Genomic DNA, 23,867 nt, shown 5'->3' with positions numbered 1-23,867 from the left:
AAACGATTATAATAAAGATGTCAATTGAAATATTTTCTAAAAATTAAACACTAGTGATATATTATATAATATTTAATATATACTTTTCAATATATAGTGTATACTACTTATACTGTAATATTCACTGTTTTGTGTGCATTCATTGTTATTCCCATAAAAAATAAAGGTAAACTTTCTAAATTAAAAGTTTTACCTGTTTTTAATCTATTTTTTATGTTTTTTAATTTCGACAAGTCTATCCTCTAAAATTTCATCAAAATATTTACTTATTATAAATTTCTTAATCTAGAAAGTAAAAAATCATAAGCTTCATTAAATAAAAGTCTATCTACAAATATTTTTATTAACAACATCTAATATAGTTTTATTATCAATTATAACTCTTGGAATTTTAATTTGATTCTTAGATATTCCTTTATTGAATAAAGCTTCTCTTACCAAATTAAAGGTATTTGGTTTTAAAAGTATTACCTTTAATTTATCCAATCTTCTATTGTTTCTAGCTCTATCATAAGCTAAATTTGACTTTCTAAGTTCACTGTCTAAAGTTTTTTCTATTAACTGAACTTTATAATCAGGAATAAAATCTTCAAATTCAAAATAAAAAATGTACTTTCCAGGAGTAACTGAATTATCAGGTATTGTGCTATAATCAACTAAGTTCAAATTCAAATTTCTCATGGTATTTCTTATTGAATTGGCTAAATGTCCTTCATTGGTCTTTTCTGCTGACATATTAAGTACTTGATTTTTTCTATATAAAAATTCAACCTCTGGACAATTATTATAAAAACCAACTACCTTAATAACATCACCTATTCTGTATCTATAAAGTCCTGCATAATTAGTAATCACTATCTCATATTTTTTCCCTATTTTTAATTCATCTAAGCAAAAGGTATGATTAATATTTGATTTTCCATTTTCAACTAAAATAAATTCATAAAAAACAGTATCTGGAATAATTATATATCGTATTTTATTTACATAAGGATTAATTCCAATCATAGCTTCAGTGGCAGCATAACCTGGAGAATAGATAGTGAGTGAATTAGTGTAATAATTTACTTTTTCATCATATATAGAGAAATTTGCTCCAGTTACTGTTATAATATATAACAAATCAGGCCATATTCTTTTGCTTATACCCTTAAAACCTTTCTTAAACTCACATTCTAACTGATACGCCCTACCTGCATTAGGTGAAAGAAGTTTATTTAATTTCCACCTAGTATTTTCATCAATATCCAAATTATTACTTATACGTCCCCTTCTTATATCTCTTACTAAACTTTCGTATTTACTTTCTAATACCCTAAACAAATCCAATATATTAGAAATAAAAACTCCGCCTATATACAAAAGTCCAACTTCTCTTAATGCAAATAACAAATGAAGATACAGAGCAGTTTCTCTATCTTTTATTTTCATTACCTCTATTGGCGAAGTGTATAAATAAGGCAGTATACGTTTTATACCATTCATTCCTCCAGAAGTAGCAGAACATATAGGAATTCCTGCCCTAGTGTATGTTGTCATAACCATATCAGCTATCATTAACCCTTTCCCATAATTCCAATTTTCTTTAAAATTATCATAGGAATATTTATTAATAAGCAGTGCCATATACTTTGATGCAATCTTTCTACTCCTTTTAGTTACGGGAATTAACTTTTGTTTACCTGTAGTTCCAGAAGTATGACCAAAATATTCAATATCATCACCTATCAAAACCTTTTTGTCTCCATTTGCCATTCGTTCTATATAGTTTTCATAATATGGATATTCTGTTAATGGAACTTGAGTTTTAAAACTATCTATAGACTTGATATCCTTAAACCCAAGCTTAATTCCAATTTCACTTTTGCAATTTAACTTTAATATTTTAAACAATACTTTTTCATTTACTTCTCTAGAATTTTTAGTCTCTCTATCAAAACTTCTTTTAACTGCTCCTCCACCTTCTATGGAAATCTTATATAATATTTTGCTTATTATACTCGTAATAACGCACTTCCTAAACATTTTTCTATAATTAATATATGAAAAAAATTAGAATGTTGTTATTTTATAATTTTAATTAATAATTACTATTGACAAAGTTTAATTTTCATGATAAATTTAAATTACAGAATAATTGTACGCAATTTAATTGTATACAAAATAATTTTATAAAATATTTTTATTGGAATAAAAGGAGGAAAAATTTATGTCAATTTATGATTACAAAGTTATAGGAATAGATGGAGAGGAAATATCTCTTGAAAAATATAAAGGAAAGGTATTAATAATAGCAAATACTGCAAGCAAATGTGGATTTACACCTCAATATGCAGACTTAGAAAAACTTTATAACGAATATAATAAGCAAGGTCTTGAAATATTGGGTTTTCCTTGCAATCAATTTGCTGAACAGGAGCCTGGAAATAATAAAGAAGTTAAAAACTTCTGTCAGCTTAACTATGGTGTATCATTCCCACTATTTGAAAAAATAAATGTACGAGGTGCTTCAGCACATCCCTTATTTAAATACTTAAGTGAAGAAATTCCTTTTAAAGGCTTAGACTTAAATCATCCAGGTGGACAAATATTATATAACTTTTTAAAGGAACAATTTCCTGAATATTTGATAGGCAACTCTATAAAATGGAACTTTACTAAATTTTTAGTAGATAAAGAAGGTAATGTAGTTGGTAGATTTGAGCCTACAACTGAACCTTTAGCTATGGTTTCTGAAATAGAAAAACTATTATAAAAAGTTAACTAAGCAGGTGATACAATGATTAAAAAAGAAAAAAAACTAGATCTTTTAATAATAGGCTCAGGACCAGCAGGCCTAACAGCAGCTATTTATGCAGCAAGACTTAAACTTAAAACTTTAATTCTTGAAGATGAATTAGTTGGTGGACAAATAAAAGATGCATATACAGTTGAAAATTATCCTGGCTTTATTTCCATCAGTGGATCAGACTTAATTGATAAAATTCAAAATCAAGCTATAAACTATGGTGTGGAAATAGATGAATTTGATAAAATAGTATCTGTAAAACTTACAAATAACGAAAAAATTATTGAAACTAAAAGCTATATATATAAACCTAAAGCAGTAATAATAGCAGCAGGAGCTAAAAAAAGAGAATTACCAATATCTGAAGAAAAAAATTTCCACGGAAAAGGAATTCATTATTGTGAACTATGCGATGGACACTTATATGAAGGAAAACATATTGCAGTTGTAGGTGGTGGAAATTCAGCAGTTCAAGCCGCTAACTTTTTATCTAAATATGCCAAAAAAATAACATTGATCCATAAAAGAAATTACTTACGGGCAGATAAAAAAAATCAACAAGAATTATTTGACAACAAAAAAGTGGAAATTTTATGGAATTCTAAAATACAACATGCAATTGGAGATAATAAATTAGAAGCTGTTCTTATTGAAAATGAAAAAGAAACTTACAAATTAGATTTAGATGGTATCTTTGTATATATAGGAGTAGCTCCTAGAACTGATTTATATAAAGATTATTTAAATTTGAATAGCTCTGGTAACATTGAAGCAAGTGAAACTTGTGAAACTAATATAAAAGGTGTTTTTGCAGCTGGTGATGTTCGAACTAAACCTTTTAGACAATTAACAACAGCTGTAAGTGATGGTACAACAGCTGCATTAATGGCAGAAAAATATATAAAAAATGAGTATTAATTTTAAAAATGAGGTGATTTTATGGTAAAAGTATATTCAATGTCTGATTGCCCTTGGTGTAAAAAGGCAAAAGCTTATCTTAGCACTAAAGGAATAGATTATATAGATATAAATGTTGAAAAAGATATAGATGGAAGAAAAGAATTGCTTGAAATATCAAAGCAACAAAATGTGCCAACAATAAATATAAATGGCAATATAGTTGTTGGATTTGATAAAGATAAAATAGATGAATACTTAAATTTGTAAACTTCCTAATAATGATGTAAAATGTTATAGAAAATATTTTACATCATTATTAATTTGCAAGGTTGTGATAATATATGAATTATGAATCATTAAAATTGGATAATCAATTATGTTTTGCACTATATGCTTGTGCCAAAGAAGTAACTAGAATTTACAAACCACTTCTTGATAAATTTGGTATAACTTATACTCAATATATTACTTTACTAGTACTTTGGGAACATGACAACATAACTGTAAAAGAGCTTGGAAAAAAGCTTCACTTAGATTCTGGAACCCTTACACCTTTATTAAAAAAACTTGAAAATATGAAATTATTAGAAAGATTAAGAGATACTCATGATGAAAGAAATGTATATATTAAATTAACTGATAAAGGTGTAAATATGCGAGATGAAGCTTTGGAAATACCAAAAAAAATGTTTTGCAGTACAGGCATTTCCATAGAAGAAGCCTCAAACTTAAAGGATAAACTAAAAAACTTATTAAATAATTTAGATGAAAAAGCATAGGATTCTATTCATTATTTAGAATCCTATGCTTTTGTTATACTTTAAATATTCTTATTTACTACTTAATTATGAATAGTATTTTTAATTCTGCAAACTATATAAATTGAAATATTTATATAGAATGGGGAATTAACATGAAAATAGGACTTGTAAGACACTTTAAAGTAGATTTAAAAAGAAATTCTTTTATGTCATCGAAAACATATAACGAATACATGAACAAATATGAAGAAACAAGAGTTATTCCTAACGAATTAGTCATAGATAAAATTTGGGATAAATGTTACTGCAGTAGTATGGAAAGAGCTATTACCACTGCAAAAACTATATATCATGGAAATATAATAGTAACAAACAAACTAGTAGAAATATCCTTTACAGCAATAATAAATACCAAGCTTCCACTCCCCTATTATTTTTGGACATTTATAAATAGAATTGCTTGGTTTAGAAATCACATTTCACAACCTGAAGGTAGAACAAAAACTTTAAAAAGACTTAATGAAATAGTTGATGAAATATTACAACAAAAAGATAAAGATAAAGATATTCTAATTGTAAGTCATGCTGGAGCATTATATGAAATAAGAAAAATACTTAGAAGAAAAGGATTTAAAGGACATAACTTTATAAAAGCTAGAAATGGAAAATTGTATGTTATGGAAAATGACTCACTTAGTTAATTTAATAGTATTCTTCCACTCTCAACTAGTCTAATTTAAACGACTTTAGCCTAGTATATCTTAGAACTTTAGTCGTTTAAATTAGTTTTTGTTACTGACAATATATATTTTCACAGAGGAAAATCAAGAATTGTATACTATGTTAATGGAACTATTTCACCTGAAACTTCTCTTATTGATATACCTGTTTGACCATTTGCTTTTAGATGTTTAATTAAATTATCTCGCTGTAACTTACCTATATCCTTATTGCTATCACTACCATATTTAAAAATTTTATCTGAGAGGCCTTTTATTTTTTTCCTTGATACAGGCATAGTGCAAAACTTTTCAATTGATGGACCACATTCATCACCATCCTTTGCCTGTTCATATTTATCCAATTTGTAACTGCCATCTGAATTTTTAACATAAGTAATTGCAGTTGGATCTATAGATCCACACTGCTCACTTAAAGTTTTACCATAAAAACCATATGTGGCAGCGAAATTAGTAACAACTACTTTTAGTTTATTTCCCTGTTTATAAACCCCATGAATATGAGGTGCTACAACAAGAAAGCTTAAATCACTTTTTATTCCTTGATTTTTCTCTATTTCAGTTTTATACACCAGTTTTTCAATAGGATCCGTACCGTCATAGGAAAAATCAGGCAATGTAATTTCGTCTACTAGTTGCAGCTTAGAGTACCATTCTGTAGGTAATAAGTTTTTATCTTGCACATTATTCCTTGAACCTAACCAATCTTTACAAAGCCTCATTATAATCTGACCACGCAAATCATTTTTAACATTACCTTCTTTAAATTGTGACAGCATGTAATTTTCTGCATCCCTTCCAGCTCTTAAAATACTATCATACTCCATTCTATGAGCTGAAATATGTTCATCTGGATTAGATGAATTAAGTGGAGATGACAAAATAGTTTTTATACTATCTTCAAAGCTAGAGTGCACTCTCTTTAAAACTTCATTTTTATCCTCTATGTTTAGCTCTTTTTGTAACTTTTCATCCTTTAAAGATGCTTCTATGTTAACCTTCTTATCAATTGGATTAGAAACAAGTGTCATACTTACAACAACAATTACAACTACTCCTACACATAAAATCCAAAAAGCTGGCTGTTTATATTTCAACACATTTTTAATACGCCTTTTTATATTATTCTCTCCAAATGCAAGTGAACTGCCACTTATAAACTTTCTTTCCACTGCCATAGACAAAAGAGATCTACTATACTCCTTTTTTATTTCATTACCAAGTTCTTCAATTACCTTTTCATCACAAGACATTTCCATATCATTACTCATAAGTATAAAACTCATCCATACAAGTGGGTTAAACCAATGAATGCACAAAAGCAAAAAAGCAAAAAGTTTTATAATATAATCAAATCGTTTTATATGAATTTGTTCATGTTTTAAAATGTATTTCTTTTCCTCTTCTACTAAGCCTATTGGTAAATAAATTTTAGGCTTTATAATTCCAAGAACAAATGGAGTTTTAATTTTTTCACACTCAAAAGCATCATCATGAACTAACATGGCACAGCTAACTTTCTTTTTTAACATTATATAGCATATAATTCCATAACTAACCATAATAAGAATACCTAAAAACCATATTATTGAAAGTATGAATAAAGTGACCTCTATTTGGTTTATTCCAGTACTAACTGATGGTGAAGGAACAGATTTATTAATTATTACACTAATCCCACTTATGTCTGTTTGTACTTTAGGTTGTGCTATATTGCCTACATTTAAAGGAATGTATTGTATTTTTTTAGGAGTATCAAAAATAGGTTTTAAAAAACTAATTGCAGAACAAAAGGAAAAAGGACTCATTAGTCGAAACATTACCACTATCCAAAGACTATAGGAAAATATCTTTGGAGCTTTTTTCAAAAATAATCTTACAATCACAACAAATAAAATAACACAGCTGGCAGTTATGTTCATATTAAGCACTGTAAAAAATAAGTTTTGTAAATAATGCTCCATGTGTTACTCCTCCTTATAATTGTCTATAAGCTTTTTCAGGTAATCTGCATCATCTTTAGATAATTTTTTATCACTCATAAAACTTGTAATAAACTTAGGTAATGATCCTCCGAAATTTTTCTCTAAGAATTGTTCGCTTTCAAATTTCTGTATTTGTTCTTTCTTTACAACAGAAGTAACAATTGAATTTTGATTCTGTAATATTTCTTTCTGACATAATTTTTTCAAAACTGTATATGTTGTAGACTTTTTCCATCCAAGCTTTTCGCTGCAAAGCTCTACAAGCTTTCCTGATCCTAAAGGCTCATTTTCCCAAACAATACTTGCAAAACGATATTCACTCTCGCAAAGATTAAATTTATCCATAGCAACCTCCTTGATCTATAACAGTAGACCATCTTATTAAGATAAGTCTATCATTATAGACCAATTATGTCAATTAAATAAAAATAACTGTAAATGAAGCAACTTTCAATTTCATTTACAGTTGATTTTATTTTTTATATTTAATTATCATTTCATACTATACATGTTTTTACTATTAATACTTCTAAATAAAATTAGATTTATAATTCATTTATTATATTTTGTGCCCATTTTCGTTAATCAAGATAAAATTTTAGGTATAGGTCCCATTGGCCCTATTATATTTCTTATTTCATCATATGGAATTTCTATTTTAAATAAACCATAAACATAAGGTGTATATTCATAAACTTGATAATATAATACTAAACTATTGTTCGTTAAGTAATATTGTTGTTCTCTGGTTATGCCGTTATACTTATTTATTAGTAAAATATTATTTTCTTTAATATATTTTTCTGCTAATTTATTGAGAATAGGAATATAGTACATTTTAGGATTAAATAAGTCATTAAAGCTATAAAGCTCACCATTCTCTACATTGACTGTTACAGAAGAATATAAAGTAAACCCATGAGCTGCTCTTTTTTCATAAACATACAAATCAAAAAGTATACTTAAAATACCATTTTTATTTAAAGTTACTTCATAAGTTCCCAGTACCTCTTGAAAATCTATAATTTCAGGACGTAATACTTGAATCCTAAAAAGCTTATCTACTTCATCTGTAATTGTATTATTAACTTTTGTTATACCCTTCTCAGAATTTGCATTATCAATTACTGGATATGAAATTTTAAATTTGGGAGGCATTAAATTTTGAGTTTTTAAATTTATAGCTTTCCTAAAATTTCTATAATTATGAGTGACATTTTTATAATCAAAAAAATCGTTAAAATTATCAGGATAACTAAAATAAAACATTCTTACTCCTTAAAAAACACATTATATATATATTTATTCTTTATAGTCAAATGATATAACTATGTATTACCTATATGTGTTTTTTTGTAATACTATTGTAACTTTATATTTAAAACCTTCTTTCATATTTAATTTTACCCTTCTAATTATGTCCACCTTATTTATGTATTATTTTTATGAGCTATATTTTAACATTATTTTTTATTTATTTGGGACATAATCGCAAATGGTATACTAAGACATTATCACAAATCAATCAAAAAATTAGTGTTAATTATAAAATTTTGTATTGACATAAGAAAAGTAGATGATATAATACATATAAATAGAATTTATACCAATAATCTATAGAATTCGTCTATAGAAAAAATATTTAGGGGGATAAAATTATGAAAAATATCATTGGAAAGGGAATAAGCGGAAAATATTATTTTTATTTTAGCTGGGGTTACTTTTATTTTAGCGCTGGTTATTTTTTCTGCAAAAAAATATTTATTCCAATTTTCAATGAGTTTAATAAGTCAAAATTTATCTCGTATAAAAACCCTCTATACGTATAAGATTATAAATTTGATTTACGCAATAAGGCTCATTATAGCCTTATTTTTTTACCTAATTTTATGCAAAATACATCAATTAGCTACTATGTAATTAAAAATCTCTACAGCGCGCAAGAAATTTTTGATTATATATCTAATAGTAAATCACTACCACTAAATCATGGATTTCATTTCACTGTTTAAGAATTAAATAAAATTTATTTATAAAGGAGAGATATTGTAATGGGAGAATTAAATAAAAATATAATTTTAATAGGCATGCCTGGTTCTGAAAAAACTACTATAGGTAAAATTTTATCTAAAAAGCTTGGGTTCAAATTTATTGATATAAATGAAGGTACAGATAAATCTTTATGTAAACTTCCAAATACTTCAAGTGGACAATGTTCTATAATTTCCACCGAAGTGGATGTATTAAAGAAAAATTTTTCTATGAAAGAAAATGCAGTCGTAATTTTCATAGATAAACCTGTAGAAAAAATTATAGAGGATGAAGAAGTCATTAATAATAGACCTCTTCCAAAGAATGAAATTCTTAATCTTAAAGAACATTTTCATGAAAAATACAAAAGCTGCAAAAACTGTTGTGATTTGCATTTAATTAATAATAATAATATTAATGAAGTTGTATATTATATTTGTTCTCTTTGTAGCTAATACAATATTTAAAGAAAAAAGTTACTACAATGTATATTAAACTACACCTTGTAGTAACTTTTACTTAATAATAATCTCATAGATTAACTTTGCAATTCCCATACCTACATTTCTAAAATAACATTCCTATTTTCTATTACTTACTTTTTCTTTGAATATGTTTTTGATTTTCTCTAAATCTACGAACTTTTATAAGTGTTGCACAAGTATTATCACACCACTTCCTTGTACGATTTCTGCTTTCATCATAAAAAATCCACCCACATTCGGGATTTTCACAAAGTTTAATTCGTTGTATATCATATTTTGTTATCAATTCAGCAAAAGATGAAATAATTTCAAATAAAATAAAACTCAAATCAGATTTAACAGGAATAGTTTTTAGAGAAAAACTATCCTTTTCTTTTTCAATCATCTTATAAAAAGAAAAAGCTTTAAGATATTCATTTATTTTATTAATATCTTTTAAATCTATTGTTTTTTTTGTACATAAATTATTTGTAACATAACTTAAAAATTCTCTAAGTCCTAACAATGTATCAATCATTTCTTTATTAGGCATATAAGTAATTGATAAATTCCATTTTAAACAAAAGTTCTTAAACCATTTTTCATCTTTTAAAAGTTCTTTAAAAACTTTATGTGTTTTGTACCATTGGCTATTAATAAAATCTATACATAAAAGCTCCATTTTTATAACCTCCATTAATTATATTGACCGTTACTTAGATAAATGTTATTATTTATTATAACATTGTAACTATATTATACAAAAATGATAGTTACATCATGTATAACAAAAAAGGAAAGAGGTATAAGTATATGCAAAACTACTCTAGTGATTTTATAAATCAAATTCAAAAATATGGTTTTAAAGCACAAGTTATTTCTTTTAAACACATAAAAGAAATTCAATTAGAACTAGAAACTACAAAACAAATTCATAAAGATGTCAATACTTATATAGGAAAATATATAAACAAGTTTAACTATAATGTTCCAATTAATTCCTTAGAAGCAAAATCCATTATAATTATAGCAGTTCCTCAGCCAATAGCTAGAATAAATTTCACATTAGATTCAAAAAATCATACTGTAATTATGCCCCCAATGTATCTATTGAATTCAAGCAGTGAATTTGAAGAAAAACATAAAAAAATATCTGAAATAACTACAATTGTTAAAAAAATACTCTCCACTGAAAATTTTAAAGTAGTTAAAGCAAATATCCCCTGCAAGCTTATAGCTGTAAAAAGTGGCTTAGGTACATATGGAAGGAATAATATTTGTTATATAAATAGTGAAAGCAGCTTTTATTGGCTTGGTTCATATATCTCAGATATGCCCTGTGAAAATGATTTCTGGCAAAAATGCACCATTATGGATGCATGTAAGAATTGTGATTTATGTTTAAAAAATTGCCCTACTAGTGCAATATCAGATGATAGATTTTTACTTCATACAAATAAATGCATAACATTACAAAATGAAAGCAAAGAAACTTTCCCCAAAAGCTTAAATCTAAAATGGCATAATTGCTTAATAGGTTGTATTCGCTGTCAAATTATTTGCCCTGTAAACAAAAAACATATAAAGAACGTGAAAGATATTACTGAATTTAGTGAATTAGAAACAAAGAAAATACTATCCAAAACTCCATTAAAAGAATTGCCAGGAGAAACCTACAAGAAACTCGAACTAATTAGTTTTATAGAAGATTATAATTTACTTGCTCGTAATTTAAGTATCCTAATAAATAATAAATAGTATAATATATTGATAACTGTATTATACTTAAAAAATTATAGCTCTTCTATAACAACTAAATTTCAAAACAGCAAATTAAAAATGTTAATTCATATCTTAATAATATTAATTTCAAACTTCAATATATGTATTATAATATTAATAATATTATAATATAAGTAAATTAAAATTAATTTTTTTAATTTTAGTATTGATTTATTTAATTTAAAGTGATATATTATAAACACAGGAAAGGAAGTGATAGTTTGGCCTATAAGATTATTAGTAAATGCCCTGTTTGTTCTTCTAAGCTTTTCATTTCAAAACTAAAATGCTCTAAATGTAATACTGTAATTGAAAATGATTTTGAAATGTCAAAGTTTGAATACCTCTCAGGAGAACAACTGAAATTTATAGAAGTATTTTTAAAGAACAGAGGAAATATAAAAGATGTTGAAAAAGAGCTTGGCATCTCCTATCCAACAGTAAGATCAAAATTAGATGAAGTTATAACTGCCCTTGGATACAAAGTGGCAAAGGAACCTTCAGTAGATAAAAAGAAAATAGTAGATATGCTAGATAAAGGAGAAATAACTCCAGATCAAGCAATTAAAATGCTAAATGAATAGTATGTTAATTAAAAGTAACTTCATTGTTACTTATGAAAGCAAATAATTATATTAAAAAAATTTAAAAATTATAAAAAGGAGATTTTAAAATGAATGAGGAAATATCAAAAATATTAAAAATGGTAGAAGAAGGTAAAATAACTTCTGAAAAGGCAGAACAGCTTATCGAATCACTAAATCCTAAAAATACATCCATTGAAACTTTTAAAACTATTTCAAATGATGCAGATATTATGAATAAAATGCTCAAAATAAAGGTTACTTCTCACGATGGAGACGATGTAAATGTTAATCTTCCAATTAAATTTATAAAAACCATGCTCAAAACCATAGGTAAAATACCAATAACTGATAATATTAAAGGAATGGAAAATTTAGATTTAAATCTTATTTCTGATGCAATCGACAATAACCTTTCCGGAAAAATAGTAGATGTTAAAAGCGCAAATGGAGATTTAGTAGAAGTTAGTATAGAATAGAGAGGATATATCATGAAAATATATATTAAATCGGGTAAAATGGGATTTACATTACCTGTACCTAATGTACTTTTAAAATTTGGAATTTCAATTGTAAATGCTCCATTTATTCAAAAACACATATCTGAAAAAGATAAAAAATATGTAAATATGGTTAACTGGAAGGAACTTTCAAGTTCTATTGACATCTTAAGAGAATACAAAGGCTTAAAAATTGTAGATGTACACTCTAGAGATGGAAGCCATGTTACCATAACTTTATAAATAAATTAAAAAAGTAATTTTAATATGAGGAGACAAAATGAAACTTGAAAAAAACTTATCATTTTATATGCTAGGTAGATTTATATCCTATATTGGAACTGGAATACAGCAAATAGCAATACCACTTTATATATTAGATGTAACTCACTCTGCAATTATGATGGGAATATTTTCTGCCCTTAATCTATTGCCTAATGTAATTACATTACCATTTGCAGGTATTTTAGGCGATAGAAAAAATAGAAAAACTATTATGATAATAACTGATATTGGAAGAGGAGTTTTAATATTAACTTTAGGTATTTTAGCCTCTTGGAACAGCTTAAATATTTATACATTGTTTTTAATACAAATATTTATTTCTATTATGGATAGTATTTTTTCAGCATCATCTACTGCAATTCTTCCCGAACTTATAAAAGAAGAAGAACTTATGAAAGCTATGTCCCTGAGAGGCAGTAGTGATGCAATTTCCATGATCATAGGTCCTTCTCTTGGAGGTATAATCTATGGAATTTGGGGAATAAAAACAGTATTTTGTTTAAATGGTTTATCTTTTATGTTATCAGCAATTTCTTCAATTATGATAGTTTATAAAAACTTAAATGTAGAAAAAGAAAAAATAACTTTAAAATCATTCTTCATAGAAAACGCCAGTGTAGTTAACTTTATAAAGAAAAATAAAGCTTTGAACCAACTATTCCTATTCTGCTTACTAATTAATTTTCTTGTTGCACCATTCTTCGATATAGTATTTCCCTATGTATTGAAAAAGTGTGTAGGTTTTAACTCACAGCAATATGGTTATTTAATTTCATGTTTTACTGTTGGAATACTTCTTGGAAATATAGCCATAGGTATTTATTTAAAAAACTTTAGTACAAAAATAGTAATAAAACTTGCAATTTTACTTCAAGCAGCTATGCTTTTCATTCTTACATTTTCAGTATATCCAAATTCCATAAACTATCTTGGTGGACACAACCTTAAATTATTTATAGTATTAGCAATAGTAATATTACTATGTGGATTGTTCAATTCAGGAATAAATACACCTATAAATGTAAACCTTCAAAAAATGGTTCCAAATGAAATGAGAGCAAGGTTCTTTGCCATACTTGGCGTGTTTTGCCAAGGAGCTGTTCCCTTTGGATCATTAATTTATGGATTCGTACTTGGTAAATTTTCTTACCAGTATGTACTTTTAATTGTAACAATAATATTTTTCATTGCTTGCTTTACATTTATCATGAAGGCTAATGCAGAAGTGTATGAACCTACTGTATTCAAATTCCAATCATAAAATTATATAACTTCTAAAATTTAAGGCAAATCTAAAGTGTTGGTCTTACTAATATGACTATTCACCAATAAATTAACTATCTAATCTATATCATCTTCATCTGACAAATGATATGGAAAAGTAGAAACAATTATATTATTATTTCTTAACAACGTTTCTCTAATAAAAAAACTGGTATGGTTATGTAAAAACTCACCAAATCGTTCATGAGTGACAAATTCAGGAACAATTACTGTTATTTTTTCATTATCTCCTGCTGCTTTTGCAATTAATTCAATATATCCTATAAGTGGAGTTACTATGGCTCTAAAAGGTGAATATTTTGAAACAAGCAGTATCTCTGTATCCAACTCATTCCACCTAAGTTTTAACTTCTCCATTGCTTCTTTATCTGTTGAAATATTGAGTGCAATAACATTTTCACTTATACTTTGGGCATATTCAAGTGCACCTATTGTTGCCTTATTCAAACTAGCTATTGGAACTATTATGACATGATCGTATTTTCTTCTCAAGTCTATTTTTTTTAAATTTATTTTGCTAATACTTAAACCACTAGCAACTTTATCATAATGATTTTTAATTTTTATCTGAATTAAAATTATAATTGGAATTAAAATTGCAACTATAAACGCACCTTGACTAAATTTCTCAACTAATATTATTATTGTTGTAACTAAAGTAACCAATGCACCAAAACCATTAATAGCAGCTCTTTTTCTCCAATTTTTTCCTTTTTCCTTCCTCCAATGATTTACCATACCAAATTGGCCTAAAGTGAAAGATGTAAATACACCAACTGCATATAGCGGAATTAACCTATGAGTATCTGCTTTAAATATAATAACTAAAATACAAGCTATAAATGATAAGGCAACAATTCCAAAAGAAAAGCTAAGTCGCTTACCTCTAGTAGTGAACTGTCTAGGGGCAAAACCATCTTTTGCAACTATATACATAAGCATTGGAAAACCAGTATACGCTGTATTACATGCCATAAGTAAAATTATGGCAGTACTAAACTGTATTATATAATACATTATTCCATTATTAAAAATGGCAAATGCTATTTGTGAAACCACTGTAGGACCATTTGTAATTGGTACTGCTGTATAAAATATAGTAAGTATGGATGTACCTCCGAATATAAAAAATATCAAAGCTGCTAACAGTACCATAACAATTTTTGCATTTTTTTGGCTAGGCTCCTGAAAATTAGGAACAGAATTACTCACTGCTTCTATACCAGTTAAGGCAGAACAGCCTGAAGAAAAAGCTCTCAAAATGAGAATTATTGATAAAGCTTCCGTACCCTTTAATGGAATAGAATACATTGGCTTTGGATGAATATTTAGTATAAAATACTTAAACAATCCGTAAGTAATCATCAAAACCATACTAAAGATAAAAATATAAGTAGGTATAGCAAAAATTTTTGATGATTCACTTATTCCTCTTAAATTTAAGATGGTTAAAATTATGATTATAGCTAAAACAAATATAACTTTATATTGCATCAAACTACTAAATGCAGAAGTAATAGCATCAGCACCAGCACTAGCACTAACTGCCACAGTAAGTATATAATCCATTATTAATCCTGAACTAGCAACTAAACCAGCTTTAGCACCTATATTTTCCTTTGCCACCTTATAAGCTCCACCACCTTGTGGATAGGCTCTGATGACTTGAATATAAGAAATGGTAAGTATTATAAGCAATCCTATAATCATAAAAGAAGTCCATGTTAACCATCTATATGCAGATGCTCCTAAAACTATTAAAACAAAAAGAATTTCTTGAGCTGCATATGCTACAGATGATATTGCATCACTAGCCATAATTGCAAGTCCAAAAGGAACATTATACTTTTCATGACTTCCTTGTTCATTAGCTAAAGGTTCTCCTAATAAAATATCTGAAAACTTTATGCTCATTAGTTATCGCTCCTATATTATTTTATAAAAATATTGTAAGTATTAATGTATACTAAGTAAAAGTCTATAAATTTAACAGTAATATTAATGTATTTTTAGTATTACTTATTTTTTATTATTTATACTTTCCTATAATTCTCTCACTTAATATTAACTTTTTTATTTCTTCAATAAGTTAACTTAAAATATTTTTATCTATATATTAAGAGCTTGAGAACCATTTTCTAAACACATTTTTAATACTTCACTTTTACTAAATCCAATATTCTCAAAGTGATTTATTTCATCAAAAATGCCATTAACCTGAGGTACAGCATATGCACCCGCATCACTTCCAAGTGCAATTTTAACACCCATTTCATAAGCTTTTGCTATGTTTTCAATCTGTATGGCATATACTTTTCTTATTGTATCTATCTGATCTTTAAAATTACTATCATTTCTTTTAAGTATATTCCCCAGCGGAGAAAGAGTAGGTACCCATACTATCTCTTTCTCTGCCATTTCATATATCTCCTTATCCGAAATAAGGAATCCATGTTCTATTGTATTAACTCCTACCTTTATAGCCTGAGATACCCCCCGTTTACCATTAGCATGCACCATAATTGGAACTCCATATTCCTTTGCATTTTTCACCATATATTCCAGTTCATCATATGAAAATGCCACATCTCCCACATCACCAAATTTATCAAAATTAACTATTCCAGTTAATATAATTTTAAGATGATCTAGTTTACTTTCTTTTAAAATATGAAATTCTCTTTTAAAATCTTCTATTCCATCAATAGCTCTTCCTAAAAATGATCCATAATGGCCTTTTTTGCAAATTGCAAATATAGGTGTTCTGTATATTATTCCTTCCTCTTTTGCAATTTCCCGTGCTAAGCAGGAAGCAAATATTCCATCTCCTCCATCCCTTAAAGCACATACATCTTTCTTTTTATATTCCCTCAAAATTTCAGTAAGCCACTGTCTTTGCAATCCAATTGGCGAATTACTCCACTGATTTTTTTTAAACAAATTATTATGTGCAATATGTATATGCGAATCAATTATCAATAAAATCACCTTCTTAACTTTTATTAAGATTACTATCCTTTTGATAGTACATTTCCCTTTTCTATACCATATAATAATATTGTATAATTTTTATAAGGAGAAGTATACTATGCAAATCCACGTTGTTCAAGCAGGACAATCTATATTTGATATTGCCCGATTATACAACTCTACAGTTTCAGCAATTGTACGTTCCAATGAAGTTCCAAACCCTAATCAATTAGTAGTAGGACAGACGCTAGTAATACCTATAGTTGGAAGCTATTATTGGGTTCAACCTGGAGATAGCCTATATAGCATTGCACGCAGCTTTGGTATTAATTATCGAAGACTTGCACAGATTAATGGAATTTCACCTGATACACCTCTACAGGTTGGATTAAAATTGTACATTCCACCACGTCCTAAAAGAAATGCAGAAATAAACGCATATGTTGAACCAATAGGAGGAAATGTTGCTCCTGAATTAGAGCAATCAGCTCGAAGTACAGCTCCATTTCTCACATATCTAGCACCATTCAGCTTCCGCATTCAGCGAAATGGAACTTTGGATCCCCCTCCTTTAAATAATTTTGCAGATATAGCTAAAGCAAATAATGCAAGCTTAATAATGGTAGTTACTAATATTGAAGAGGGAAAATTCAGTGCAGAACTTGGAAGGATCATTTTAACGAATACAGAAATACAAAATCGTTTGCTTAACAACATCATTGCACTTGCAAAGCAATATAATTTTAGAGACGTACACTTTGATATGGAATTTTTACCTCCTGAATTGCGACAAAATTATAACAGATTTTTAAGGAAGGCAAAAGCAAGATTATCTTCAGAAGGATTGTTAATGTCAACAGCTCTTGCTCCAAAAACCAGTGCAACTCAAGTAGGTGCTTGGTATGAAGCACATGATTATAAAGTTCATGGAGAAATTTCAGATTTTGTTGTAATAATGACTTATGAATGGGGTTATAGTGGTGGCCCACCAATGGCTGTATCACCAATAGGTCCTGTTAGAAAAGTGCTGGAATATGCTCTAACTGAAATACCTGCTTCTAAAATTATGATGGGCCAAAATTTATATGGATATGATTGGACATTGCCTTTTGTACCTGGAGGTAAATTCGCAAAAGCAGTTAGTCCTCAACAAGCTATTGAGCTTGCTGCTAAGTATAATGTACCAATTAAATATGACTATAAGGCACAAGCTCCTCATTTCAACTATACAGATGAGGCTAGAAGACAACATGAAGTATGGTTTGAAGATGCAAGATCAATTCAAGCAAAATTTAATCTTGTAAAAGAATTAGGTTTACGAGGTGTAAGCTACTGGAAGTTAGGTCTTTCTTTCCCTCAAAATTGGCTACTTATAGAAAATAATTTTAATGTAATAAAACGCTAGATTATACTATTTCTCATATTACCCAAACATAATACTTTTATTAGTATTATGTTTGGGTAATTCAAAATCATGTTAATTATTTCCTGGAAAATATTTCTCATTCACACTTTTTCTGTGAATTATGCTGAATATGTAAATGCTCTTCTACTAAAGAAGCACTGTACTAGTATTCAATTTTTAAATACTAATAAAGTGCTTCAAATTATACCCATACAAAAATTAGATTCCATTAAATATAAGTTTATAGTATTTCTAATATCTCCACTGTATAATTTTCACTTGGAGCGTTAACTTCAACTATATCTCCAGCTTTTTTGCTCATTAATGCTTTTCCCAAATCTGATTCTACACTTATAAGCATATTTTCTGGATCTGCATCTACAGTAGTTACTAATGATACAACTTCTTCGTCTTCATCCTCTACAAATTTAATTTTAAATTTACTATTAACTCCTATAACTGACTTATCTTGGCTTTTATCATCTACTACAATTGCAGTTGAAATCATGGTTAATAAATATTGAATTCTATTATCGTTTTCTCTATAATTTGCACAAGCTTCCTTATATTCTGCATTTTCTGATCTATCGCCATGTGCAGCAGCTACCAATTTTTCTTTTGCTATCTGAGCCCTTTTCACAGTCATTCTATAATCTAATTCTTCCTTTAATTTATCGATATTTTCTTGTGTTAGTATATTCTTCATATGAGAATAACCCCTCCTGACATATATTATGTTAATATTATATAATATATAGAAAAAAATTCAAATTAATTTATTAAATATCATTATAAAAAATAGCATTCACATAAAGCTTTAATTTTCATGCAAATGCTGCTTTTATTCAATACATTACTATTTTGTTTTTTAATTATGGGAAATTATATTACAAGTAAGCAACCTCATTTAACCTGTTACTCATAATTGTCAATATATATAGTAGAAGCGAACTTTATATAATCTTATTTATATTCTTCTAATGCCTTCAATAAGCTTTCAGTAGTAAAAGGTTTCTTAATATAACCTTTTGCCCCTGCTTCTATACATTCATCCTTTACTTCTTCGTGTCCTACTGCTGACATAATAATTACAACTGCTTCAGGATCAATTTTTATTATGTCACTTAATACATGCATACCATCCATTCTAAACTCCGACATGTTCAAATCTAAGAGTACAATATCTGGCTTTTCAGCTTTAAATATTTCTATTGCTTCTTCTCTCCCTGATGCTTCAAAGGTGTTAAGGAAGCCTCCTTTTTCAATAATCTTTTTCACAAACATTCTCATATATGACGAATTATCAACTATTAATACCTTTTTCATATCAAAAACTCCTTTATATCTGTAATTTTTAAAGCCCTCCTAGTAAAACAAAGCTTTTATTTCAGAAAAAATTCTACTACATTCATCTTCTTCATGTTTGAAAGCAGATGTTTCTAATTTTATTGCCAATTCATGAATAGAAAGTATCCTTAAAGTTCCAGAAGAACCTTTCAACTCATGAGTTACTCCTGCCAATTTATCAAAATCTTTGTCAGCAATAGCATGTCCAACATCTTCCAACAAATCAGGTAGACATCTTGTATATTCTTCAAGTATTTCTCTTGCATCTGCTTTTTCAAGGCCTGTAGTTTCAATAAAATAATCAATATTGTTATCTATTATTTTATTATAATCAGGTACAAGTTCTCTCTTTTTAGTATTCGCCTCTATCATTTTAAACATAGTATCAAAATTAATAGGTTTACTTATATAATCATCCATTCCAGCTGCAATGCACTTTTCTGAATCCCCTTCCATAGCATTTGCAGTCATTGCAATAATTGTAGTATGCTTTTTATCTCCTTCTAAAGCTCTTATTTTATATGTACATTCATAGCCATCCATTACTGGCATTTGACAATCCATAAAAACAACATCATAATCCTTTTCTGATACTGATTTTAATGCTTCACAGCCATTCATTGCCACATCACAAGTCATATCATGTAGTTTAAGTATGTTTATAACTATTTTTCGATTCATTGCATTATCTTCAACTAATAAAATATTAGGTTTTGATTCATTTTTAACTTCTTTAACTCTATGTTTGTTTACAACTTTACATTCTTCCTCATATTCTTTTTTAAGTCCAAATACCATAGCAATACAATTAAGTAAGTCATCTCTTTTTACAGGTTTGCTCAAATGACATAAAAAGCCATGCTCTTTTGCATACTTTGTTTCTCCTTTTTGATTTACAGAAGTTAAAAGTATTAACTTAACATCCTTTGCAAAAGGCATTGTGTTTAATGTGGTTGCTAGTTCATATGCACTCATATCTGTCATTTGATAATCTATAATAGCAATATTTATTTTATTTTTTGTATTTGCTTTTGCAATAATAGTAGTGATCGCGGTTGCTGCATTCTTAACTTCAAATACCATAAGTCCAATTCCTTGAAGATATGAACCTACAATTTTTCTATTGTTATCATTATCATCAACTACTAAAACATTCATACCACGAAGCTTTTCAAAGTCAAATTTCTGAACTAAAGATCCTTTTACAATCTTTAACTTTATATCAAATTTAAATGTAGATCCTTCCCCTATTGTACTTTCCACTTGGATCTTACCACCCATCATTTTTACTAACTCACTAGATATAGCAAGTCCAAGACCTGTTCCTCCAAACTTTCTAGTAGTAGAAGCATCTGCCTGACTAAAAGATTTAAAAATAGTGTTAATATGTTCCTTACGAATTCCAATTCCAGTATCTTTTACTTCAAAATTAAGAAACGCTATTTTATTTTCTTCCTTTAAGCAATCAACTTTTACAGAAATTTCACCCTTGTTTGTAAATTTTACTGCATTACTTATTAAATTGTTTAAAACTTGTCTAAGCCTTGATGGGTCACCAATAACCTCTTCAGGTACATTAGGACTAATCATGGTATAAAGCTCTAGATTTTTTTCTGCAGCTTTTGGAACAAGTAATGAAACTGCATCTTCAATAACATTTCTTAAATTAAATTTGATTTTTTCCATAGCTAGCTTTCTAGCTTCAATCTTTGAAAAATCTAATATATCATTAATAATATGTAATAATATCTCTGAAGCAGATTTTGCTTCACGCATAAATTCTTTTTGCTCCAAGGATAAATTAGTTGCTTGCAAAAGCTGAAGAAATCCAAATATTCCATTCATAGGTGTTCTTATTTCATGAGACATGTTAGCAAGAAACTGGCTTTTTGCTACATTGGCTGCTTCTGCTTGTTCTTTTGCCTTGTATAATTCCTTTTCTGCCAATCTTTGTTCTGTAACATCATTAGCAGTGCAAATAAGATACTGTATATTACCTTTATCATCTCTTTGAGGTCTACTTTTAATCTTCAGTAGTCTATTTTCACCTTTAAAATTTTTAATTTCAAGTTCTTTTTCTGCTGGTTCACTCTTTTGAAACAATTCCCAATTACTTTTAGAAAGCTTATTGGCAATATCTATATCAAATATATCGTATAAATCTTGATATTCTAAATCACTTTTGGTCTTTCCAAAAAACTTTGCATGCGCCTCATTTGCAGTTGCATAAGAAGTAACATTACTTAAAGCCCAAATTTGTGATTCACAATTATTAAGCAAAATTGATTGTCCATTAATATCTTTCTCATACGCTTTTTCTTTCTCTATTCTTGCCTTTGCATGTGAAAATGCTTTTGAAATATCTCCTAATATTCTAATTTTATCTTCTTTCCAAATTACAGACCTTAACAAGCTTTCATATCCTATGAACCCAATTAAGTTATTTTCACTTTTCAGTGGAATTACAAGAAAAGATTTTACTCCTTCCTTTGAAAAAGTTTCTATTTCTGATACTGCTTCATCTGGAATCTCATTTATGTTATTTATTGCAACATCATTACTATTTTTAATTTTTCGAATTAACCATGGAAAGGTATAAACTACCTCTTCCTCATTAAATTCTCTTTTAAGTCTTACTCCATTCCTATTCCATTGACATTCTATTTGCATAAAAGTAGGATCTTTGGAAAAATAATATATATAAATTCTATCTAAATTAAAAAATGAACCTATTTCCTCCAATGATTTTTTTAATTCAATATGATAATTAGTGCTATGTATATCTAAAAACTTCCGAAAAGTACTATTAACTAGCTTCAGACAGTCAATATTTATACAATTATCTTCACCATTCATAAAATCCCTCCTAAATTTAAAGCTCACAAGTTTTTGAAATAAAAAGAGTTAGCTCCTTTAATAAATCCATTTCATAAGGCTCCGAAAGTATATTTCCTGCCTTGTCATATATAACTTTTATCACTGGTCTTGTTGGCATTGAGTTATTTTGCTTTATTACTAACCCCTTCTCATTTGAACTCAACATAACTCCACTTCCAGTTGGAAATGCAGCTATATTCATAGTAAATTTTCTAACCATTTCTACATCAAAATAAGTGTTACCCATACCTACAAGATATTCAATAACTTCACTGACACTTTTGGCTTCTTTATTATTTCTTCCTGATATCAAATTATCAAATACATCACATATAGATACCATTTTTGCAATTTGGTTTATCTCATCACCTTGCAATTTCAAAGGATATCCACTTCCATCGCTTCTTTCATGATGCATTAATGCAACTACCTTTACAGTTGCATTCCAAACATGCTGATCTCCTAAAAAATCATAACCAACCCTTGGATGCATAAGTGTAATATATTTATCCAATTCTTCTTTGCTTTTAAATTCTGATAAAAGCTTCTTATCATTCAAGATTTTTATTTTACCTATATCATGCAGTAATGCCCCCGCTGCTATATCCTTTAGCTTTAATGGACTATAACCCATATGAGTTGCTATTATTGTAGCTAATACACAAACATTTACAGAATGAGAATATATATTATTATCACTTGAACTTATTTCTGCAACATTTATTAAAACATCTTTATTTGATACTACATCCTCAATTACTGCATTTACTGAATTCATAACACTACTATCATCAGTTTTACCTTCACGACAATATTTCCCAATCATTTCTTTGACAGCATGTTTACCCATTTGCCTTGTCTTTTCAGAAATACTTTCTTCAATAACCACATTTTTCGATATGTCATCATCAATGTATACTGAAATAATTCCAAGTTCTTTAATTCTTTCTATATAATAAGGCTTTAATCGTACTCCAACATTGAGTAAAACCCTTCCTAATTCATCGTAAATCTGCCTTCCAAGTACTTCATTACCCTTCAGGCTAGAGACACCAACAACTCTCATATATACCTCCAAATGAAATAATTAATTTTTGCTATATAATAAAAAAAACTTTTATAAAAAATATTCTATACTAAAAAATACAGCATCCCTTTGTCAAC

23 protein-coding genes are annotated in these 23,867 nt (G+C 27.9%); 12 read left to right on the top strand and 11 right to left on the bottom strand.

The genetic code is table 11. From position 1 onward, the window contains the following. Positions 1–324 precede the first annotated feature (324 nt). The gene (locus EG57_RS0203950; protein ID WP_108849472.1) at positions 325–2,025 is read right to left on the bottom strand and encodes a GH3 auxin-responsive promoter family protein; all 1,701 of its coding nucleotides are present in this window, start codon (positions 2,023–2,025) and stop codon (positions 325–327) included. A gap of 184 nt (positions 2,026–2,209) precedes the next feature. Here EG57_RS0203950 and EG57_RS0203945 point away from each other — a divergent pair, with 184 nt between their 5' ends. From EG57_RS0203945 to EG57_RS0203925, 5 genes are all read left to right on the top strand, one after another. Continuing rightward, complete coding sequence (locus EG57_RS0203945) at positions 2,210–2,755, top strand: glutathione peroxidase (protein ID WP_032075988.1); 546 nt, start codon at positions 2,210–2,212, stop codon at positions 2,753–2,755. A gap of 27 nt (positions 2,756–2,782) precedes the next feature. Then, positions 2,783–3,706: an NAD(P)/FAD-dependent oxidoreductase gene (locus tag EG57_RS0203940; RefSeq protein WP_032075990.1), complete on the top strand. Its 924-nt coding sequence runs from the start codon at positions 2,783–2,785 to the stop codon at positions 3,704–3,706. Between the two features lie 21 nt (positions 3,707–3,727). Further along, positions 3,728–3,955: a glutaredoxin domain-containing protein gene (locus EG57_RS0203935; protein ID WP_032075987.1), complete on the top strand. Its 228-nt coding sequence runs from the start codon at positions 3,728–3,730 to the stop codon at positions 3,953–3,955. 74 nt (positions 3,956–4,029) lie between these two features. Continuing rightward, positions 4,030–4,467, top strand: coding sequence for a MarR family winged helix-turn-helix transcriptional regulator (locus tag EG57_RS0203930; protein WP_029161942.1), 438 nt, complete (start codon positions 4,030–4,032; stop codon positions 4,465–4,467). A 134-nt stretch (positions 4,468–4,601) separates the two neighbouring features. Further along, on the top strand, positions 4,602–5,150 hold the full coding sequence (locus EG57_RS0203925) for a histidine phosphatase family protein (RefSeq protein ID WP_032075986.1): 549 nt from the start codon (positions 4,602–4,604) through the stop codon (positions 5,148–5,150). 137 nt (positions 5,151–5,287) lie between these two features. On the opposite strand, the gene EG57_RS0203920 is transcribed toward EG57_RS0203925, so the two are convergent. From EG57_RS0203920 to EG57_RS0203910, 3 genes are all read right to left on the bottom strand, one after another. Continuing rightward, positions 5,288–7,153: a M56 family metallopeptidase gene (locus EG57_RS0203920; RefSeq protein ID WP_032075985.1), complete on the bottom strand. Its 1,866-nt coding sequence runs from the start codon at positions 7,151–7,153 to the stop codon at positions 5,288–5,290. Between the two features lie 3 nt (positions 7,154–7,156). After that, the gene (locus tag EG57_RS0203915) at positions 7,157–7,519 is read right to left on the bottom strand and encodes a BlaI/MecI/CopY family transcriptional regulator (protein WP_032075984.1); all 363 of its coding nucleotides are present in this window, start codon (positions 7,517–7,519) and stop codon (positions 7,157–7,159) included. 240 nt (positions 7,520–7,759) lie between these two features. Next, a complete protein-coding gene (locus EG57_RS0203910) occupies positions 7,760–8,443 on the bottom strand; it encodes a DUF3298 and DUF4163 domain-containing protein (protein ID WP_032075983.1) in 684 nt (227 codons plus the stop codon). 782 nt (positions 8,444–9,225) lie between these two features. Between EG57_RS0203910 and EG57_RS0203905 the strand changes: the two genes are divergently transcribed. Continuing rightward, positions 9,226–9,660, top strand: a complete 435-nt coding sequence (locus tag EG57_RS0203905) for a shikimate kinase (RefSeq protein ID WP_032075982.1) — start codon at positions 9,226–9,228, stop codon at positions 9,658–9,660. A 136-nt stretch (positions 9,661–9,796) separates the two neighbouring features. Here the strand turns inward: EG57_RS0203905 and EG57_RS0203900 are convergent, their stop codons facing one another. Then, positions 9,797–10,351 (bottom strand): CGNR zinc finger domain-containing protein, encoded by a 555-nt coding sequence (locus EG57_RS0203900; RefSeq protein WP_032075981.1) that lies wholly within the window; start codon positions 10,349–10,351, stop codon positions 9,797–9,799. 131 nt (positions 10,352–10,482) lie between these two features. Here EG57_RS0203900 and EG57_RS0203895 point away from each other — a divergent pair, with 131 nt between their 5' ends. The 5 genes from EG57_RS0203895 (at position 10,483) to EG57_RS0203875 (ending at position 14,081) form a co-directional block, all read left to right on the top strand. Next, the gene (locus EG57_RS0203895) at positions 10,483–11,427 is read left to right on the top strand and encodes a 4Fe-4S double cluster binding domain-containing protein (RefSeq protein ID WP_032075980.1); all 945 of its coding nucleotides are present in this window, start codon (positions 10,483–10,485) and stop codon (positions 11,425–11,427) included. A 245-nt stretch (positions 11,428–11,672) separates the two neighbouring features. Further along, the gene (locus EG57_RS0203890; protein ID WP_032075979.1) at positions 11,673–12,035 is read left to right on the top strand and encodes a DUF2089 domain-containing protein; all 363 of its coding nucleotides are present in this window, start codon (positions 11,673–11,675) and stop codon (positions 12,033–12,035) included. A gap of 89 nt (positions 12,036–12,124) precedes the next feature. Continuing rightward, on the top strand, positions 12,125–12,514 hold the full coding sequence (locus tag EG57_RS0203885) for an SHOCT-like domain-containing protein (RefSeq protein WP_032075978.1): 390 nt from the start codon (positions 12,125–12,127) through the stop codon (positions 12,512–12,514). 12 nt (positions 12,515–12,526) lie between these two features. Then, positions 12,527–12,778 (top strand): hypothetical protein, encoded by a 252-nt coding sequence (locus EG57_RS0203880; protein ID WP_032075977.1) that lies wholly within the window; start codon positions 12,527–12,529, stop codon positions 12,776–12,778. A 37-nt stretch (positions 12,779–12,815) separates the two neighbouring features. Further along, positions 12,816–14,081: an MFS transporter gene (locus tag EG57_RS0203875; RefSeq protein WP_032075976.1), complete on the top strand. Its 1,266-nt coding sequence runs from the start codon at positions 12,816–12,818 to the stop codon at positions 14,079–14,081. Positions 14,082–14,161: 80 nt separating this feature from the next. Here the strand turns inward: EG57_RS0203875 and EG57_RS0203870 are convergent, their stop codons facing one another. After that, positions 14,162–16,018, bottom strand: coding sequence for an APC family permease (locus EG57_RS0203870; RefSeq protein WP_032075975.1), 1,857 nt, complete (start codon positions 16,016–16,018; stop codon positions 14,162–14,164). A 195-nt stretch (positions 16,019–16,213) separates the two neighbouring features. Beyond that, positions 16,214–17,092, bottom strand: coding sequence for an amidohydrolase family protein (locus EG57_RS0203865; RefSeq protein ID WP_242859805.1), 879 nt, complete (start codon positions 17,090–17,092; stop codon positions 16,214–16,216). Between the two features lie 100 nt (positions 17,093–17,192). Here EG57_RS0203865 and EG57_RS0203860 point away from each other — a divergent pair, with 100 nt between their 5' ends. Continuing rightward, positions 17,193–18,479 (top strand): glycoside hydrolase family 18 protein, encoded by a 1,287-nt coding sequence (locus EG57_RS0203860; RefSeq protein WP_032075973.1) that lies wholly within the window; start codon positions 17,193–17,195, stop codon positions 18,477–18,479. A gap of 241 nt (positions 18,480–18,720) precedes the next feature. On the opposite strand, the gene EG57_RS0203855 is transcribed toward EG57_RS0203860, so the two are convergent. The 4 genes from EG57_RS0203855 to EG57_RS0203840 form a co-directional block, all read right to left on the bottom strand. Next, positions 18,721–19,185, bottom strand: a complete 465-nt coding sequence (locus EG57_RS0203855) for a GreA/GreB family elongation factor (RefSeq protein ID WP_029161926.1) — start codon at positions 19,183–19,185, stop codon at positions 18,721–18,723. A 257-nt stretch (positions 19,186–19,442) separates the two neighbouring features. Continuing rightward, positions 19,443–19,805, bottom strand: coding sequence for a response regulator (locus tag EG57_RS0203850; protein WP_029161925.1), 363 nt, complete (start codon positions 19,803–19,805; stop codon positions 19,443–19,445). A 39-nt stretch (positions 19,806–19,844) separates the two neighbouring features. Beyond that, entirely contained in the window at positions 19,845–22,682 is a 2,838-nt protein-coding gene (locus tag EG57_RS0203845) for a hybrid sensor histidine kinase/response regulator (RefSeq protein ID WP_032075972.1), read from the bottom strand. A 16-nt stretch (positions 22,683–22,698) separates the two neighbouring features. Next, on the bottom strand, positions 22,699–23,769 hold the full coding sequence (locus EG57_RS0203840) for an HD-GYP domain-containing protein (protein WP_032075971.1): 1,071 nt from the start codon (positions 23,767–23,769) through the stop codon (positions 22,699–22,701). Between the last annotated feature and the right edge of the window lie 98 nt (positions 23,770–23,867).

Origin of the sequence: Clostridium drakei (assembly GCF_000633595.2) — a bacterium.
Lineage (GTDB): Bacteria > Bacillota > Clostridia > Clostridiales > Clostridiaceae > Clostridium_AM > Clostridium_AM drakei.
Note: the sequence above shows the minus strand (reverse complement) of the source record. Positions and strands in the feature narration are given on the sequence as shown.